Origin of the sequence: Desulfatiglans sp. (assembly GCA_012513605.1) — a bacterium.
Classification (GTDB): Bacteria; Desulfobacterota; DSM-4660; order Desulfatiglandales; family HGW-15; genus JAAZBV01.
The window spans coordinates 63,301-78,477 of record JAAZBV010000101.1 but is presented as its reverse complement, the minus strand read 5'-3'; the positions used below and the strand labels follow the sequence as shown (position 1 = coordinate 78,477).

General features: G+C 45.8%; 16 protein-coding genes. 6 read left to right on the top strand and 10 right to left on the bottom strand.

Annotated elements, in window-relative coordinates; all coding sequences use genetic code 11:
- Positions 1-299 precede the first annotated feature (299 nt).
- A complete protein-coding gene (locus GX654_13820; GenBank protein ID NLD37941.1) occupies positions 300-1,049 on the top strand; it encodes an HAD family hydrolase in 750 nt (249 codons plus the stop codon).
- Here the strand turns inward: GX654_13820 and GX654_13815 are convergent.
- Genes GX654_13815 through GX654_13800 form a run of 4 tightly spaced genes read right to left on the bottom strand, consistent with a single transcriptional unit; the run spans position 1,046 to position 4,643 of the window.
- Positions 1,046-1,681 carry a hypothetical protein gene (locus tag GX654_13815; protein NLD37940.1) on the bottom strand — a complete coding sequence of 212 codons (636 nt, stop codon included), beginning with the start codon at positions 1,679-1,681 and terminating at the stop codon, positions 1,046-1,048. The genes GX654_13820 and GX654_13815 overlap by 4 nt on opposite strands.
- A gap of 3 nt (positions 1,682-1,684) precedes the next feature.
- On the bottom strand, positions 1,685-2,686 hold the full coding sequence (locus GX654_13810; protein ID NLD37939.1) for an MCE family protein: 1,002 nt from the start codon (positions 2,684-2,686) through the stop codon (positions 1,685-1,687).
- Between the two features lie 21 nt (positions 2,687-2,707).
- Positions 2,708-3,490, bottom strand: coding sequence for an ATP-binding cassette domain-containing protein (locus tag GX654_13805; GenBank protein ID NLD37938.1), 783 nt, complete (start codon positions 3,488-3,490; stop codon positions 2,708-2,710).
- 7 nt (positions 3,491-3,497) lie between these two features.
- Entirely contained in the window at positions 3,498-4,643 is a 1,146-nt protein-coding gene (locus GX654_13800) for an MlaE family lipid ABC transporter permease subunit (protein ID NLD37937.1), read from the bottom strand.
- A gap of 173 nt (positions 4,644-4,816) precedes the next feature.
- On the opposite strand from GX654_13800, the gene GX654_13795 reads away from it, so the two are divergent.
- From GX654_13795 to GX654_13785, 3 genes are all read left to right on the top strand, one after another.
- Positions 4,817-5,569 carry a cyclic nucleotide-binding domain-containing protein gene (locus GX654_13795; protein ID NLD37936.1) on the top strand — a complete coding sequence of 251 codons (753 nt, stop codon included), beginning with the start codon at positions 4,817-4,819 and terminating at the stop codon, positions 5,567-5,569.
- Positions 5,570-5,594: 25 nt separating this feature from the next.
- On the top strand, positions 5,595-7,202 hold the full coding sequence (locus tag GX654_13790; protein ID NLD37935.1) for a response regulator: 1,608 nt from the start codon (positions 5,595-5,597) through the stop codon (positions 7,200-7,202).
- Between the two features lie 86 nt (positions 7,203-7,288).
- Positions 7,289-7,501 carry a hypothetical protein gene (locus GX654_13785; GenBank protein NLD37934.1) on the top strand — a complete coding sequence of 71 codons (213 nt, stop codon included), beginning with the start codon at positions 7,289-7,291 and terminating at the stop codon, positions 7,499-7,501.
- Between the two features lie 14 nt (positions 7,502-7,515).
- Here the strand turns inward: GX654_13785 and rlmD are convergent, their stop codons facing one another.
- From rlmD to GX654_13755, 6 genes are all read right to left on the bottom strand, one after another.
- Entirely contained in the window at positions 7,516-8,712 is a 1,197-nt protein-coding gene (rlmD, locus tag GX654_13780) for a 23S rRNA (uracil(1939)-C(5))-methyltransferase RlmD (GenBank protein ID NLD37933.1), read from the bottom strand.
- Positions 8,713-8,843: 131 nt separating this feature from the next.
- Positions 8,844-9,410, bottom strand: coding sequence for an RNA 2',3'-cyclic phosphodiesterase (thpR, locus tag GX654_13775; GenBank protein NLD37932.1), 567 nt, complete (start codon positions 9,408-9,410; stop codon positions 8,844-8,846).
- The gene (locus tag GX654_13770) at positions 9,382-9,870 is read right to left on the bottom strand and encodes a nicotinamide-nucleotide amidohydrolase family protein (protein NLD37931.1); all 489 of its coding nucleotides are present in this window, start codon (positions 9,868-9,870) and stop codon (positions 9,382-9,384) included. Before GX654_13770 ends, thpR begins: the two co-directional genes overlap by 29 nt.
- A 126-nt stretch (positions 9,871-9,996) precedes the next feature.
- Positions 9,997-10,554 carry a phosphatidylglycerophosphatase A gene (locus tag GX654_13765; protein ID NLD37930.1) on the bottom strand — a complete coding sequence of 186 codons (558 nt, stop codon included), beginning with the start codon at positions 10,552-10,554 and terminating at the stop codon, positions 9,997-9,999.
- Complete coding sequence (gene larC / locus GX654_13760; protein NLD37929.1) at positions 10,532-11,824, bottom strand: nickel pincer cofactor biosynthesis protein LarC; 1,293 nt, start codon at positions 11,822-11,824, stop codon at positions 10,532-10,534. Before larC ends, GX654_13765 begins: the two co-directional genes overlap by 23 nt.
- A 55-nt stretch (positions 11,825-11,879) precedes the next feature.
- Positions 11,880-12,038, bottom strand: a complete 159-nt coding sequence (locus GX654_13755) for a hypothetical protein (GenBank protein ID NLD37928.1) — start codon at positions 12,036-12,038, stop codon at positions 11,880-11,882.
- A gap of 172 nt (positions 12,039-12,210) precedes the next feature.
- Here GX654_13755 and GX654_13750 point away from each other — a divergent pair, with 172 nt between their 5' ends.
- Both GX654_13750 and GX654_13745 read left to right on the top strand, forming a co-directional pair.
- Positions 12,211-12,669: a chemotaxis protein CheX gene (locus tag GX654_13750; protein NLD37927.1), complete on the top strand. Its 459-nt coding sequence runs from the start codon at positions 12,211-12,213 to the stop codon at positions 12,667-12,669.
- A 105-nt stretch (positions 12,670-12,774) separates the two neighbouring features.
- Positions 12,775-15,159: a DEAD/DEAH box helicase gene (locus tag GX654_13745; protein ID NLD37926.1), complete on the top strand. Its 2,385-nt coding sequence runs from the start codon at positions 12,775-12,777 to the stop codon at positions 15,157-15,159.
- The last annotated feature ends 18 nt before the right edge of the window (positions 15,160-15,177 follow it).

The window sequence follows — 15,177 nt, the reverse complement described above, 5'->3', positions numbered from 1 at the left end:
TACCATAGGTTTGTCCTCCTTTTGCTTTTGGGAATTCGTTTTGTCTGGTAACTTAACGATCTCCCATAAGGAGGACTTTTTCAATATCAAAATTCATTAACTAAAAACCGTTTTTGGACAAGAGTGTTTATAAATTGTAAAAAAATATTAGTAACACTGCTATATGCTAATTTATCAAAAAGTATATGAATTAGTGACTATAAATAGTCTGGATTCCAGGAATTCTATGTTGCCGGAGATAAAAAGATCCCCATTATTAGCGCTTGACTTTGATTCAACCCATCAGCTACTAATGAGTCATGGGAAATATAAAGGCCATAGGATTTGATCTCTTTAACACCCTTATTGTTATTGAACCGGACACCCTTGTTCGCGCAATGGAGAGGATGATTAAGAGCCTTATAAACAGCGGATTTTCTATTGATGAGGAAACATATAAACAAGATTACAGGGATGCTGCCTCATTATATGTGGCAAAATCAAGGAATGATGGGATAGAAACCCATAACAGCATCTGGGTAAGCCATGTATTTAACAGCTATGGCATGGAGATAGGGCCTGCTGATGAGAGGATATCCGTTGCGGTAGATGAATATTTCATGGCCTTTTACGACAGGGTGAGCCTGATACCTGATACCTTTGAAACCCTCTCCCTCCTTAAAAAGGAGTATTCTCTTGGCCTCTTATCCAATTTCACCCATGCGCCCGCAGCAAGGGAGATTTTGCGAAGGACAAAACTTGAACCATTCTTTGATGCCATTATAATATCCGGTGAAGCGGGGTACAGAAAGCCTCACACCCATGTCTTTAATGAACTTGCGCACGGGCTTAATGTAAAAAAGGAGCATATCCTCTTCACAGGGGATGACCCTGAACCTGATATACACGGGGCTTTACGTGCAGGCATGCGCCCTGTCTGGTTTACCTACACGCTTGAAAACAGTATGCCTGTAATAAAGGGCACCATACACAGTGAGATCCATGCCCCTTTTATAGATGTTCCCAGGGCAGCATCATGGCGGGAGTTTCTGCATTTGCTTGAGGGTTAAATACTCTTGTTTATATATTCATAAATATCCGTACCAATTGCATTTGAAATCTTCTGCATCGCCCTGCTCAATGCATCTGCAAGGGCGGCCGGGTTTTTCCTATCCATTTTCTCTTTAAAGCTGTAGCTCTTCTGAAAGATGGCCATGTCCTTAGTGGAAGTGCCTGGCTCAGGTGTCAGGGTTATGCTAATGGAAAGCACACCATAATGGTCCCTGCTGTTATCAAGCTCGTGAAATTCATCGATTATGCCTGCAAGACGGAGTGAAACCTCCTTGTTCCTTTCTCCCGGTATAATCACCCCTTTGAACATACCTGTCTTTTTTAAATCACGGCCTAACATGTAGGTCACAATGTTAGCAGGGCTTGTCATCCACCTGTGGTATGGGTAAAAGCCCCTGTTATATGCCCTCTCCGTGTAGATAATCTGTGTCGTGTTATAAACCGGGGCTGCTTTGAAGTTCTCCACCCTGATAATAAAGGGAAGCGTCTCACGGCCGGTAAATGCAGGGGACTCATACTCTAACGTATAGTATTGCATATCAAGGCTCGGTTGCTTCAGGTCCATGCATGCAGGTAAAATGGAAACAATGATTAAGCTTGCTGCATAAAAAAGTATGTGTCTAATGGTCATCTTTTACTCCTCTGAACCTCTCCTGGCCGGTGGCTCCCCGAAAATCAGCTGTGAAGGTTGATCGCTCACTATATCTATTATCCGGTTCAGGTTTTCTGTTGCCTGCTCTATGTTTCTTGCTATCTCATTTAGGTCATGGCCAAGCTGGTAGACTGTATCATCCACACCTGTAACAACCGAATTGCCTGTGTCAAGCAGGGTATTAAGTTTAGTCATTGCAGCCCGGAAATCGTTAATAGCCTCTGTTATGGTCCTTTCATTTCCTGTAGAGATCTTTTCAAGGCTTTTAAGGGTGTTGTCAAACCTTTCAACGCTTCCGTCCGCCTTGCCTGCTATTGTCTCAATGGACCTTATGGCATTTTCTGCTGCTGATAATATCCTGTCCCACCTTTCCCTTTCTACTATGGCATTGATATCATCAAGGGATGATTCAAGCTTTCCTGAAAGCCCCTTTATGTTGGCATCTGCCATCACCTTATTGAAGTTATCGAGTGTAACCTTTATCCTGCCAGATATACCATCAAGGTCAATTGCTCTTATCTGAAGAAGAAAGTCATCTATCCCTTCAAGTATCTCGGTTATGTTGGATTTTTTTGACGCAAACACAGGGTATTCGGGTTTAAAGCTTAATGGAGGGGATTTATCAGGCTCATCCTTTGCCTTGAGGTCCAGCTCAATAAACATGCTCCCTGTAATGCCCACAACACTCAACTGTGCAACAATGTCTGTCTCAAGGTTATGCCCCTTTTCCATCTTCGCGATAACCTGGATAAGTTTTGAATCAGGGGCAACATCTATGTCTACTACCCTGCCAGTGGTGACACCGCGGTACTTTACAGGGGCATCTATATCAAGCCCCTGTACGCTTTCATCAAAATAGATGGCATACTTCTGCCCCTTTTCAAGAAAGCGTGACATGCCCAGCCAGATAAAGGCAAGCACCGCAATGACAATCCCTGAAAATACAAAAAGCCCTACTGTAAATTTTACCTTCTGTGACGCCATGGCTCTTATTCCTTAATATGGTTATTCTCTTTCCTGCCCTTTAACCCTCTTCTCTTTTACCGGATTGAAGAATTCTCTCACATAGGGGTCAGTGCTGTTATCCCTCAAGTACCTCGGGTCTCCATCGGCAATAATGCTTTTTGTTTTTCTGTCCAGCATAATAATCCTGTCTGCAATGGTAAATATACTTGATAATTCATGGGTTACAACAACCATTGTTGTGCCTAAGATACTGTTCAGGTTCAGTATAAGTTCATCAAGCCCCGCGGATGTAACAGGGTCAAGCCCGGCAGAGGGCTCGTCAAACATGAGGATCGCAGGATTCAGGGCCATTGCCCTTGCAAGACCTGCCCTCTTTTTCATGCCCCCGCTTATCTCAGATGGTAGATGGTGTTCAAACCCCTCAAGGCCAACGAGCTTAAGCTTCATCCTTACTATCCTGTCCACTGATTCAGGTTCAAGCCCTGCATACTCTGTTATAGGGAGAGCAATATTTTCACCGATAGTCATTGACCCTAATAGTGCACCGCTCTGATATAAGACCCCTATCTTTCTGATTATTCTTTTAAATGTCCCCTCATCATCCTCTGTAACCATGTCGCCATCTATTGTTATAACCCCGGAAATGGGCGGTATAAGCCCTATTATGTGTTTCAGGAGCGTGCTCTTCCCGCACCCGCTCCCCCCAAGGATAACAAATATTTCACCGGGGTACACATTAAAGGAGATATTTTCAAGTATTACAGTATCACCATAACCTGCAACCAGATTTTCCACCTTTATTATGGGTTCCTTCTTTTCCATTCATAACCTACAGCCAGTAAATATGAATTATGGCAAACATGGCATCCAGTATGATTATCATAAAAATGCCTGTTACCACAGCCGATGTCGTGGCCTTGCCAACAGAATCGGCGCCGCCTCTTACCTGAAAACCCCTGAGACAACCCACCCATGCGATTACAACAGCAAATACGCAGCTCTTCATCACACCCCAGAACAGATAAAAGAGGGTAAGGGACCTGAATGTCTGACCTATATATGCGGTTGTGGTGAGATCAAGGATAAAGACCCCCACAAAAAGACCGCCCAGTATGGCAAATATATCTGCAAATAGGGTGAGAACAGGCACAACTATTAAAGATGCAAGCACCCTTGGTATAACTAGAAATTTTACAGGGTCAAACCCCATAGTGAAAAGGGCGTCTATCTCCTCTGAGACCTTCATGGTGCCTATCTCAGAGGCAAATGATGACCCGGATCGCCCTGCCACAAGTATGCATGTCATGACAGGTGAAAGTTCATATGCCATGGCAAGGGCAACAAGCGAGGCCACATATATATCTGCCCCAAACTGCCTGAGCTGTATTGATGACATGAAGGCGATAATAAGGCCCAGTAAAAAGTTTATCAGGGCCACAATAGGTAATGCCTCAACACCCGCCCTCTGCATGAAATGGACAGTGTCACCCACCCTGATTGTTTTAGGGTGTAGGCATGCATGATAGAGGGCAAGAGACACTGCACCCAGAAATGAGAGCATAAACCTGAAGTCATCAATAAGATTAATGGTCTCTCCGCCCAGGCTTTCAAATGGGTTTATCCACTTTTTCTTTCTGCCGACAGGCGACTCCATAGAGTTAAATGCCATTATTGATAGAAAATTTGATATTTGCTCATCAGCGTTTGTGATACTGAAGGCATCTCTATCCGCCAGCATATCTCTCACTTCTGTTAAAGCAATAACCCCATAGTCATCAAGGTATCCTAATCCGGAGAGATCCACTGTAATGGCCTTGGGCCGGGTGCCTTTGATCCTCTCTTTCATCTCCCTTAAGAATGCCCCAGAATTCTCAGTATCAAGACGCCCGGAAAGAGATAGTAATAGCACTTCCTCATTATTAGAAAGGCTGTATTTAAAGGCATCGATTTGTCCGGTATTGTCAGCTTTTTTCATATACATGGTTTATAAAGTGTTTCAGGGAGTATAGGTAATGAAGGAGAGGGAGTCAAGCAGGGGATAGAATTATTTCCCTGATTCAGGCAAATCTAAAAAAACTATACTGACTTTAAAGAAAAAATAGGGTATTCTTCCCAGGCAGATCAACTCCTAATAAAGGAACCACACTTATGGACACCGTAATCAGTTTCAAGGCCGGGGAAACAATAATAGAAGAGGGTGACGAGGGGTCATGGGCCTATGTAATCCTTTCAGGCAAGGCCAGGATCTTTAAGCAGACATCTGCCGGAGAGGTAACCCTTGCTGTTGTGGAAAACGGCGAGGTATTCGGGGAGATGGCGCTGATAGAAGACCGCCCAAGGTCTGCATCGGTAAAGGCGGAGACCAACCTGAAGCTCAGGGTGATAAGCAGGGAGCATTTTAATGAACTCTTAAGAGAAAACCCATCCAGGCTTATTCCAATAATGAAGAGCCTTTTTGAAAGACTCAGGCAGTCAAGCGATATGCTAGCAGAGAGGATGGATGGCCACGAAAAGGGCATAGAGGCGCTGCTTGAGGGGCAGTCTGAAAAGGCCAAAAAGGCGCTTAACAACAGGAAGCTTTTAATAACAAGGTTCCCATTCAGGATTGGCCGCTATGTGCCCCCGGATGACTCTGAAATGGATGTCTTTTACACAAATAATCTTGCCATAGAAGAGGAAAAACCCTATGTGATTTCAAGAAATCACCTCTCTATCAATTATGAAGGCGGAAAGCTCTGGGTGGTTGACAGGGGTAGCGCATTCGGTATTGTTGTAAACGGGATGGAACTGGGCGGAAAGGCCAAAAAGACACGCATCCCGCTGGAGACAGATCAATGCCAGATCATTATTGGCCCACCCACTTCAGGGTTTGTCTTTCTGTTGAGCAGGTATACCCCCTGATGCTGTCACCTGACCGGAGAACTGCATGTCTCAAAAACCTACCTATGAAGATCTGGAACAGAAGATAATCTCCCTTGAGCAGGCTGAAGAGGCCCGTAAAAAGGTAGAAACCGCCCTGGTTAAGAGCGAAAAACGATTCAGGGAGCTTGCAGAGCTTCTGCCCGAGGCAGTATTTGAGTCTGACCTCACCATACATATCACATTTGTCAACCTCCATGGACTCAACATGTTCGGGTATACAAGGGATGATTTTATAGAGGGGGTGAATGGCCTTGATATGATTGCAAAGGAGGAGAGGCAGAGGGCCAGGGAAAATTTTATAAAAAGGATGAAGGGTGAAAAATCAGGCGCATCTGAATACAGGGGCGTAAAAAAGGATGGTACCATTTTCCCTATACTTTTACATGCAAGCCCGATCTTTGAAAATGATGTTGCTGCCGGTATCAGGGGCGTTATCATTGATATGACTGAGCCCAAAAAGCTGGAGGGGCTCCTTATCGAATCACAGAAGATGGAGTCCATAGGCACACTGGCCGGGGGCATTGCGCATGATTTTAATAATATACTTGCCCCAATAATACTCCATTCCGATATCTTGATCCGGGAATTGCCAGGGGATGACCCTGTCCAGGCCAGCCTGAAGGAGATACACAAGGCAGCGATCCGGGCCAGGGAGCTTGTAAAGCAGATACTTACCTTTGCCCGAAGGGGGGCAGAAAACAAATTTATCTTCAGGGCCTCTCCAGCAATAAACGATATGGTCAGGTTTCTGAGGGCTACAATACCTGCCACCATAGAAATTAATTTTGTAAACAGTGCGAAAAAGGATGCCATATTTACAGACCCTGCTCACCTGAATCAGATAGTGATGAACCTCTGTACCAATGCCTCATATGCCATGCGTGAAGGGGGCGGGACACTAACTATTCAAGTATCCAACACAAATATTATTAAAAATGATCCCGGAAATAATCCAAGGCTTGATCCGGGGGAATATCTCATGCTTTCAGTCAGTGATACAGGCACAGGCATATCGCCTGAAATAGTGGACAAGATCTTTGACCCCTATTTCACAACAAAAAGGCACGGTGAAGGGACAGGGCTTGGGCTTGCAATCATACACGGCATAGTGAAGAGCTGTAACGGGACAATCAGTGTAAAAAGCGAGATTGGAAAAGGAACGACATTTAATGTTTATATCCCTCTCATGGATGAAAAACTGGCCATACCAGTGGAAGAATCAAAAGAAAGTGAAAGGGGAAGTGAACGGATACTTCTTGTAGACGATGAAAGATCAGGCCTTAACGCAATGCAGAAGACCCTGGAATTGCTTGGTTACAGGGTCACCTGTTCAGATAGTGGAATAAAGGCCCTTGAGTTATTTGAAAAAGACCCTTTTGCATTTGATCTTGTAATCACTGATATGACCATGCCGGCTATGACAGGAAAGGAGCTTGTAAAGGAGATTATCGGCATATGCCCTGATATGCCGATAATCCTCTGTACAGGGTTCAGCGATCAGATAGATGAGGATGAGGCGCTGGATATGGGTATACGCGCCTTTATTTTAAAACCGGTCATAAGAACCGAGATTGCAAACGCAATCAGGAAGGCGCTTGATACAGCTAAATGATACGGGTTGTTATATGAATATTGCCATTGTAAGGCCTCTATTATATATTTGCTCCCGTATATTATTTCGTGTAAGGGGTTTTTGCCATGAGTGAGTTGAACAATGAGGTTCGTTTTGGAAAGGTCGCCATTGACAAGGGTTTTATCACAATGGAGCAGATGCTCAATGCCATAGAGGTTCAGGTAAAGGAAAACATCGCCTTTGGCACCCACAGAAAAATCGGTATGATTTTGAAGCAGGAGGGCCACATCACAATCGCCCAGATTGAAGAGGTGCTTGAGGTGCTTGACGAGAGGTAACAACTTTTTCTGTATTACGCTTCAAGAAGGGCAACGCACTCTATATGTTCGGTATGGGGGAACATGTCAATTGCCTGAATGGAAACAGGGCTGAACCTCTTTTTAAGGAGCAAGATATCCCTCTTTAATGTAACCGGATTGCATGAGACATAGATAATGCGTTTCACAGCGGAGCCATTGAGGCTATTTATCAATCGTTCTGTTAGGCCCGCCCTTGGCGGGTCAAATATCACACAGTTATAGTCATTGCGAGAGAGTGTTATCAGCTCCTTTTCCACATCCCCCTGTTTAAAGGCCAAATTTTTCGCCCTGTTATATGAGGCGGCTGCACGCGCATCCTTTATAGATGACAGGTTTTCATCTATGCCTAAAACATATCCTGCCTTTTTAGATACCCACAGGGCAATGCTCCCTGCCCCGCAATAGCAATCTAAAACACGCGCCCCTTCCGGCACATGATTAAGCACCTCATTATATAGCTGCGGCGTCTGAAACGGGTTTACCTGGAAAAAGGTGGAAAGCCCGATTCGGTAATGCCAATCACCCATTTTCTCCTTTATGTATGGCCTTCCCCACCAGAGAAGCTCATCGTTGCCAAGCACAACATTGGTAAAGCGGCTGTTGATATTCTGGATAATCCCGACAACCTTGCTCCCTTTAAGCCCTGCCTTTTCAATGCGTTCAAGTAGCATCCTGGAGATATTCCTTGTGCCTTTCAGCCTGTCTTCATTTGTAATAAACCCGATAATGATCTCTCCTGTCCCGTTTCCCCTGCGTAAAAGCAGGTGTCTTAAAAACCCTGTGCCGCTCTTCTCGTTATATATGGTAAGCCCCGTATCCATTACCCACTTTCTGACACTATTCACAATGGTGGTGCAGTCCTGATCCTGGATAAGACACATATGCTGATCAACCACACGGTGGGAGCTTTTCTCGTAGCAGCCTAATACAGGCTGTTTTATCCTGCCTTTGCCTGTAACACCAAATGGAAGCTGCACCTTGTGCCGGTAGTACCAGGCCTCAGGGCTTTTGATAACAGGAGGGATAGATATATTAACGGGTTCAAACAGATCAGTAAGCGCCTGCCTTTTTAAAGAGAGCTGCTCTTCGTAGGGCATATCAAGATGATTGCACCCGCCGCAGAGGGGAAAATGAAGGCAGTTGTCTGTTTTCTTTTTAACATTCAATACCATTGGTTCTCTATTATCCATATATGCCTTTTAAATCGAAGAGTCTTCACCGCGAAGTACGCTGAGTTCGCAGAGATTAAAATTATAAAATTAGCCCTTCGCGTCCTTTGCGCTCCTTGCGGTGAATGGTATTTTGGAATTTTCTGTATCCATTATGCCAGGGGCCAGGCATGGATCTTTGTATATACGGAGCCGCCCTGCCTGAGTTCGCTCTTAAATAGTACAAGTTCATCAAGCCTTCCTTGTGGCCCTGTAATGTCACTGTATTTGTCTATCAAACCTTTGAGTAAGGCGGCATCCTTAACAGGTTTCCTGAACCTTGCAAGGGTAAGGTGCGGGGTAAATGGTCTTTTTTCCTGTTCAACGCCAAACAGCTCAAGAGGCGCCTGGAGCCTGTCTCTTAAAGCAGAAAGCCTTTCCTTATCTCCATTTAGCCCTAGCCACATGACCCTCGGCCTTTTAATATCTGGGAAGAGCCCCATGCCTGAGAGGCTGATTTCAAAAGGGGTTGTGCCTTTCAGGCCATTATCTATAGAGGAGATAATTGCAGGCATATCCCTTTCCGCCATATCACCCAAAAAGAGCATGGTAAGGTGGATATTAGCGGGTTTAACCCACCCTGCATCAAGCCCGCTCTTTTGACCATTGGCTGAGATGCGTGCCACCTCACTCTTTATATCTCCCGGCAGTTCAAATGCCAGGAATGAACGTATCCCCATCAAGATACCTCCTGATATTTTCGAGAGCGGTCTCTGCTGTCTTCTGTTTTATTTTTTCCCTTGTGCCTTTAAAAAGGTATCTTATTGAGACGGGCTCCTTCTTATCAAATACAAAACCCATAAAAACTGTGCCGACAGGCTTTTCTTTTGTTCCCCCATCAGGCCCTGCTATGCCTGTTACAGAAAGGCCTATGTCTGTCCCGAACCTTTCTCTTATACCCCATGCCATCTCCCTTGCAGTTTCACCGCTTACTGCCCCATATTTTTTCAGTGTATCAGCGGATACCCCTAAGAGGTCGCATTTTGCCTGGTTGCTGTAGCTGATTATCCCACCCATAAAATAGGCGGAACTGCCCGGGATGCTGGTGATCATGTGGCCGATAAGCCCGCCAGTGCATGATTCAGCAGTAGCAATGGTGAGGGATTTTTGTATTAAAATGTTTCCAAGGGTCTTTTCCATATAAAGTCCAAAAAAAGTAGGGTCGGGATTTATTCCCGACCTTAATACTGTGGGATATAAAATCCCACCCTACGTTTATCTACATCCTAATACCTTGCGCCCTGCACCCTGCGCCTTGCGCCAATCTTAATCTATCAGGATTAAGATTATCCTCACCCCCACATTCGCATATATGCCTGCCATAACATCATCAAGCACAATGCCTAAACCACCCCTGACTTTTTTATCTATAAGGCCAGCGGGGAATGGCTTTAATATATCAAATATCCTGAAGAGCACAAGGCCTGCAATCACGTTCATCCATGATACAGGGATCAGAAAAAGGGTGACAAATATACCTGCTGCCTCATCAATTACCACTGATGATGGGTCATTCAATTTCATGATTTGTGATGCCCGGCCTGCAACAGGTATTGAAATGATCAGTATTAATGTAAGGAATATACAGGAGAAAAACAAACCGAAGCTATAGGCACAGGCAACAAACGGGAGGGCAGCAATGCTTCCCCATGTGCCGGGCGCAAAAGGGATCAGCCCGGTAAAAAACCATGTGGCAAAAAAAAGGATAACCCGCCCCTTTGTATCTGCGTTGTTAAGAAGCCTTTTTCCTGCAAACCCTTTTTCCTCATGCCCCTTCATAAAAAGATCAAGAACCCCGCTATTATAGGCCGCAACTGGCTGCAATCACTTTTGCATAGATATCCCTTAACGGGATATTATGCGCCTCTGCTACCCTTTTGCATGCCTCATATTCAGGTTGAATGTATAAACTCCCGTCCGGACGGATGATCCTTTTAGCCTTGAGCTGGCCCCAGGGGCTTTCAACCATTGTCTCTTCCCTTTTAAGCACCACCCTCTGACAATAGCTCTCTCTTACGCCTATGGTGGTGCTCTCCATGAAGAGGATATTAGCAAGGCGATCCTTTAATCCGGGGCTGGCAATCACCTCAACCTTTATGGCTGGCCTGTTTTTTTTCATATGAATTGGCATAAAATTAACATCATATGCCCCTTCGCTAAAGAGCCTGTCCATGATGAAACCGAGCCACTCAGGGTTTGCATCATCTATATTCGCCTCAAGCACTGCCACAGTATCTGAATTTATAGTATCAGAGGCCTCTCCTGTTATGATCCTTAATAGATTCGGCCTTTCAGCCATAGCCCTTGTCCCTGCGCCATAACCGATATTTTTAATGATCATTGGCGGCATGCCTGAAAAGTTTGTAACAAACTCCTTCAGGATAGCCGCCCCGGTGGGCGTTACAAGTTCATATGAAAGCCCTGAGCTGTGAACCGGTATACCCTTTAAAAGGGCAGCGGTAGCAGGAGCAGGCAGGGGGATTGTGCCATGCCCGCTCTGAATAAACCCTGATGAAAGGGGCACGCTTCCCGAGTAAAATGAGGCGATCCCAAGATAATCAACCCCAAAGGCCGCCCCCACGATATCTATAATGGAATCAATTGCGCCCACCTCATGAAAATGAACCTCTTCGGGCGCATGGTTGTGTATGGCGCCCTCAACCTCTGCAATAGCCCTGAATATCTTAAGGCTCCTTCGCTTTACACCCTCACTTAATACCCCCGCATTTATGATCTTTTCAATCTCCGGGAGCCCCCTGTGTTCATGTTGTGCATGATACCCTGGATGTAAGTCATGCTCATGATGATTATCATGTGAATGGCCGCTGTGATGATCATGATGTTCATGACGGCTATGGTGTTCATGGTTATGATGGTTATCGTGATGCTCATGCTCACCATTAAGAGATACAATAAATCTGGTGCCTTTGAGGCCATTTTTCATCTCTGTTTTATAATCAATTGAATAACCCTCAAAGGGAAGAGATTCTATTGCCTTTTTCAGCTCATTAAAGGGGAGCCCCAGATCAAGGAGCGCGCCCAGGAACATATCCCCGCTTATGCCGGAAAAGCAGTCAATATATGCAATGGTCATTTTATTTCCTCATACATTTTTTGTGGAACAGGGTTTATAACCCGATACTATTGATTTAAGGAATTCTTAAACCTCCCCTCCACTTTGTGGGAGGGGCAGGGGGAGGGGTAAAGCCTGATGAATAAACAGAGCAAATGGTCCTGCCTATCTTTTCCACCCTCACCCAACCTCTCCCATCAAGGGAGAGGCGCTTCAGTTGAACCTTAATTTTCAAACCTTTCTCTGCAACTATTTAACAATAGCGCCCTCTTATGTCAACAAAAGCAGAAAATTTAAGCGCCCCTCTCTTTTTAAAAGAGGGTGTTTTAGCAAAAATCTTTTTCTTTGCTATCTGCCCTATTTGTGCTAGCTTTATTCATTCGTTTCTTTAAATATAAGGAGCCATAATGGATGTAAAACTGATCAACCCCTTTCTCGAAGCGACACTCCATGTGCTTCAGACAATAGCTAATATCACAGCAGAAAAGGGCAAGCCCTATCTTAAAAAGGATAATGTCGCAAGAGGTGATGTATCCGGCGTAATAGGTCTTGCAGGTGATATGAACGGCATCATATCTGTCACCTTTACGGAAAAGTGCATCCTCCACATAGTAACAGGGATGTTCGGGGAAGAGGTAAAGGAGCTGAATGCTGAGATAGGAGACGCAGTAGGTGAAATTGCAAACATGATCTCAGGTCAGGCCAGACAGAAGCTGGAAGGGCTCGGGACAAACCTCCAGGCGGCAATCCCCTCTGTGGTGATGGGAAAGGGCCACACCATAACCCACATGACAAAACAGCCTATTATAGCGCTGCCCTTTACTACAAAGGGCGGGGAATTTACTGTTGAGATATGTTTTGAATAGGCAGAGGATGCGGGAGGGAAAGGGCTTAATGAATATTGCTACCCTCAATTACTTTCCTGATCAGGGCGTCGTGCTCAGCCTTATTAATCAGGATAAAGAAAACAGATGACAGGAAACAGACCCTTTCGTCCTCACCGCAGGAGAAAAAACAGACCGGAAAGATCACCCTCAACAAGGGAGAGTGCCCTTTATGAGAACTGCCGAATTGACCCGGCCCTTAACAGCAGTTTCAGAAAGATAGGCAAACCAGGTGCAAGGGAGTTTATCCCTGACCCTTTTCAGCTTGATGCAATAGAAAAGCTGAAAGAGGGCGATGTGCTTGTGAGCGCACCTACGGGCTCTGGAAAGACCTGGATAGCCATACAGGCGATAAGGCGCAACCTGAATGAAAACTTACGCACATGGTATGCCTCACCATTAAAGGCGCTCTCCAATTCACTCTATGAGGAGTTCAAGGGCGTATTCGGGCCTGAGTCATGCGGCATACTTACCGGCGAGAGAAAGGAAAACACCGATGCGCCCATTATAGTGGGCACAACAGAGATATTAAGGAATCAGCTCTATGACAACATGCACGAGGGGACAAACCTCTCAAGCGACCTTGTGATACTGGATGAGGCTCACTATCTGAGCGACCCTGACAGGGGCGTTGTATGGGAGGAGGTGCTTATCTACCTCCCTCCAAGGGTGAGGCTCCTGCTCTTATCCGCCACTATCTCAAATGCAAGGGAGGTGTGCGGCTGGCTCATGAAGAACAGAAAGACAAAGGCGCATGTGGTAAGGGCGGTCAAAAGGCCCGTACCCCTTGAAACACTTTTTTTGTTCCCGGACGGCCTGATAGCCCCCCTTTCCGGTAAAAACGGGCTTTCACCGAAGGTAAAAAAGTTTGTCTTTTCTAACGGCCCACGCGGGCAGGGGAGGGGAGGCGCAAGGCCGGGATATGACAGTATAATAAACTGTCTCAGAAAACAGAACCTGCTCCCCGCCATCTTCTTTCTTAAATCCCGCATGGACTGTGATGATGCACTCTCCATGTGCCACCACATAAATGCAGACAGGGAACGAAGGGCAAGGCTTGAGGAGGAGGTGGATGCCTTTCTCAAAGAGTACCCCCACCTTGAAAATCACAGGCACCTTAAACTCATGAAGCAGACCCTTATTGCCTCACACCATGCAGGCCACCTCCCATACTGGAAGGTGCTTATCGAGAGGATGATGAATAAAGGGAACCTGGATGCCATATTTTCCACATCAACCGTGGCTGCGGGAGTTAATTTCCCTGCACGCACTGTAGTGCTTGTCCAGAGCGACAAGTTTAACGGCCATGAATTTAACGACCTGACTGCCACTGAACTCCATCAGATGACAGGCCGGGCCGGTAGACGCGGCATGGACAACATCGGCTTTGTAGTCTTAATCCCCGGTATTCATCAGAATGTGCGTCTTATTCAGGAGTTGATCAACTCTGAACCTGAACCGCTTGTGAGCCAGATACATATCAATTTTTCAATGGTCTTGAACCTGCTCCTTTCACATACCCCTGACGATGTGAAAACACTGCTTGAACTCTCATTTGCCAGATACCAGGATAGAAACAAGGGCACTTGGATCAGGGGATACCTGGACGATATCATGAATACCCTTGCAGCGCTTCTGCCCAAGAGCCAGTGCGACAATCAGGACCCGTTTGAGGTGATAGAGCTTATCAACGAAAGGGAAGACCTTAAACGGCTTGAGAAAAGGAGTGGCAGGAAAGAGGTTTCAAATGACAGTAATGACGGGTATTACAGCAGGGGCGAACTCCCATGCGTCGGGTGCAGGTCTCTTCCATCATGCAATATAAAAAGTAATAAGCCCCTGAGAAAGGCGCTGGCAAACTTCAGGTCATCAACATTCATGATTACCCGTATGGGGGAGACACTGTGGATCAATTTCAAGAGGCATCTGAGGTTTTTAAGGGAGACAGGTTTTGTGGATGATAATGGCAAGCTCACCCCTGATGGCGTCTGGGCATCCAAGCTCAGGCTTGATCAACCCCTTTTAATAGGCGAGGCCATAAGAAAGGGCGGCTTTAATGATGCATCTCCCGCTGTTATGGCAGGGCTTACTGCACTCTTTGTATGGGACAGGGAGCAGGAGGTAGAGACCCGGCTTGGCGGCATTGACGGCCTTGATACCATGCTTGATGCATATGAGAGGCTTATTGGCAGCATGGACAGGATCATAGGGCATATGGATAAAAGGGGCTTTAATTATCCACAGATCATGTTCTGGCCAGGGGCAGCCCTTTTCCTTTGGGCAAAGGGGGCATCATGGGAGACACTCTTAAAAAACATACCCATAGGCGAGGGGGACATGGCATCCCTGATTGTAAGGACAGCCGATCACCTGAGGCAGATGCTTAACCTTGAGGAGACCCACCCTGTTCTTGCTGGGACAGCAGGGAAGGCAATGGGGCTGATCTTAAGAGAGCCTGTATTTCTTGGTTAAGACTGGTGAGATGTAGAG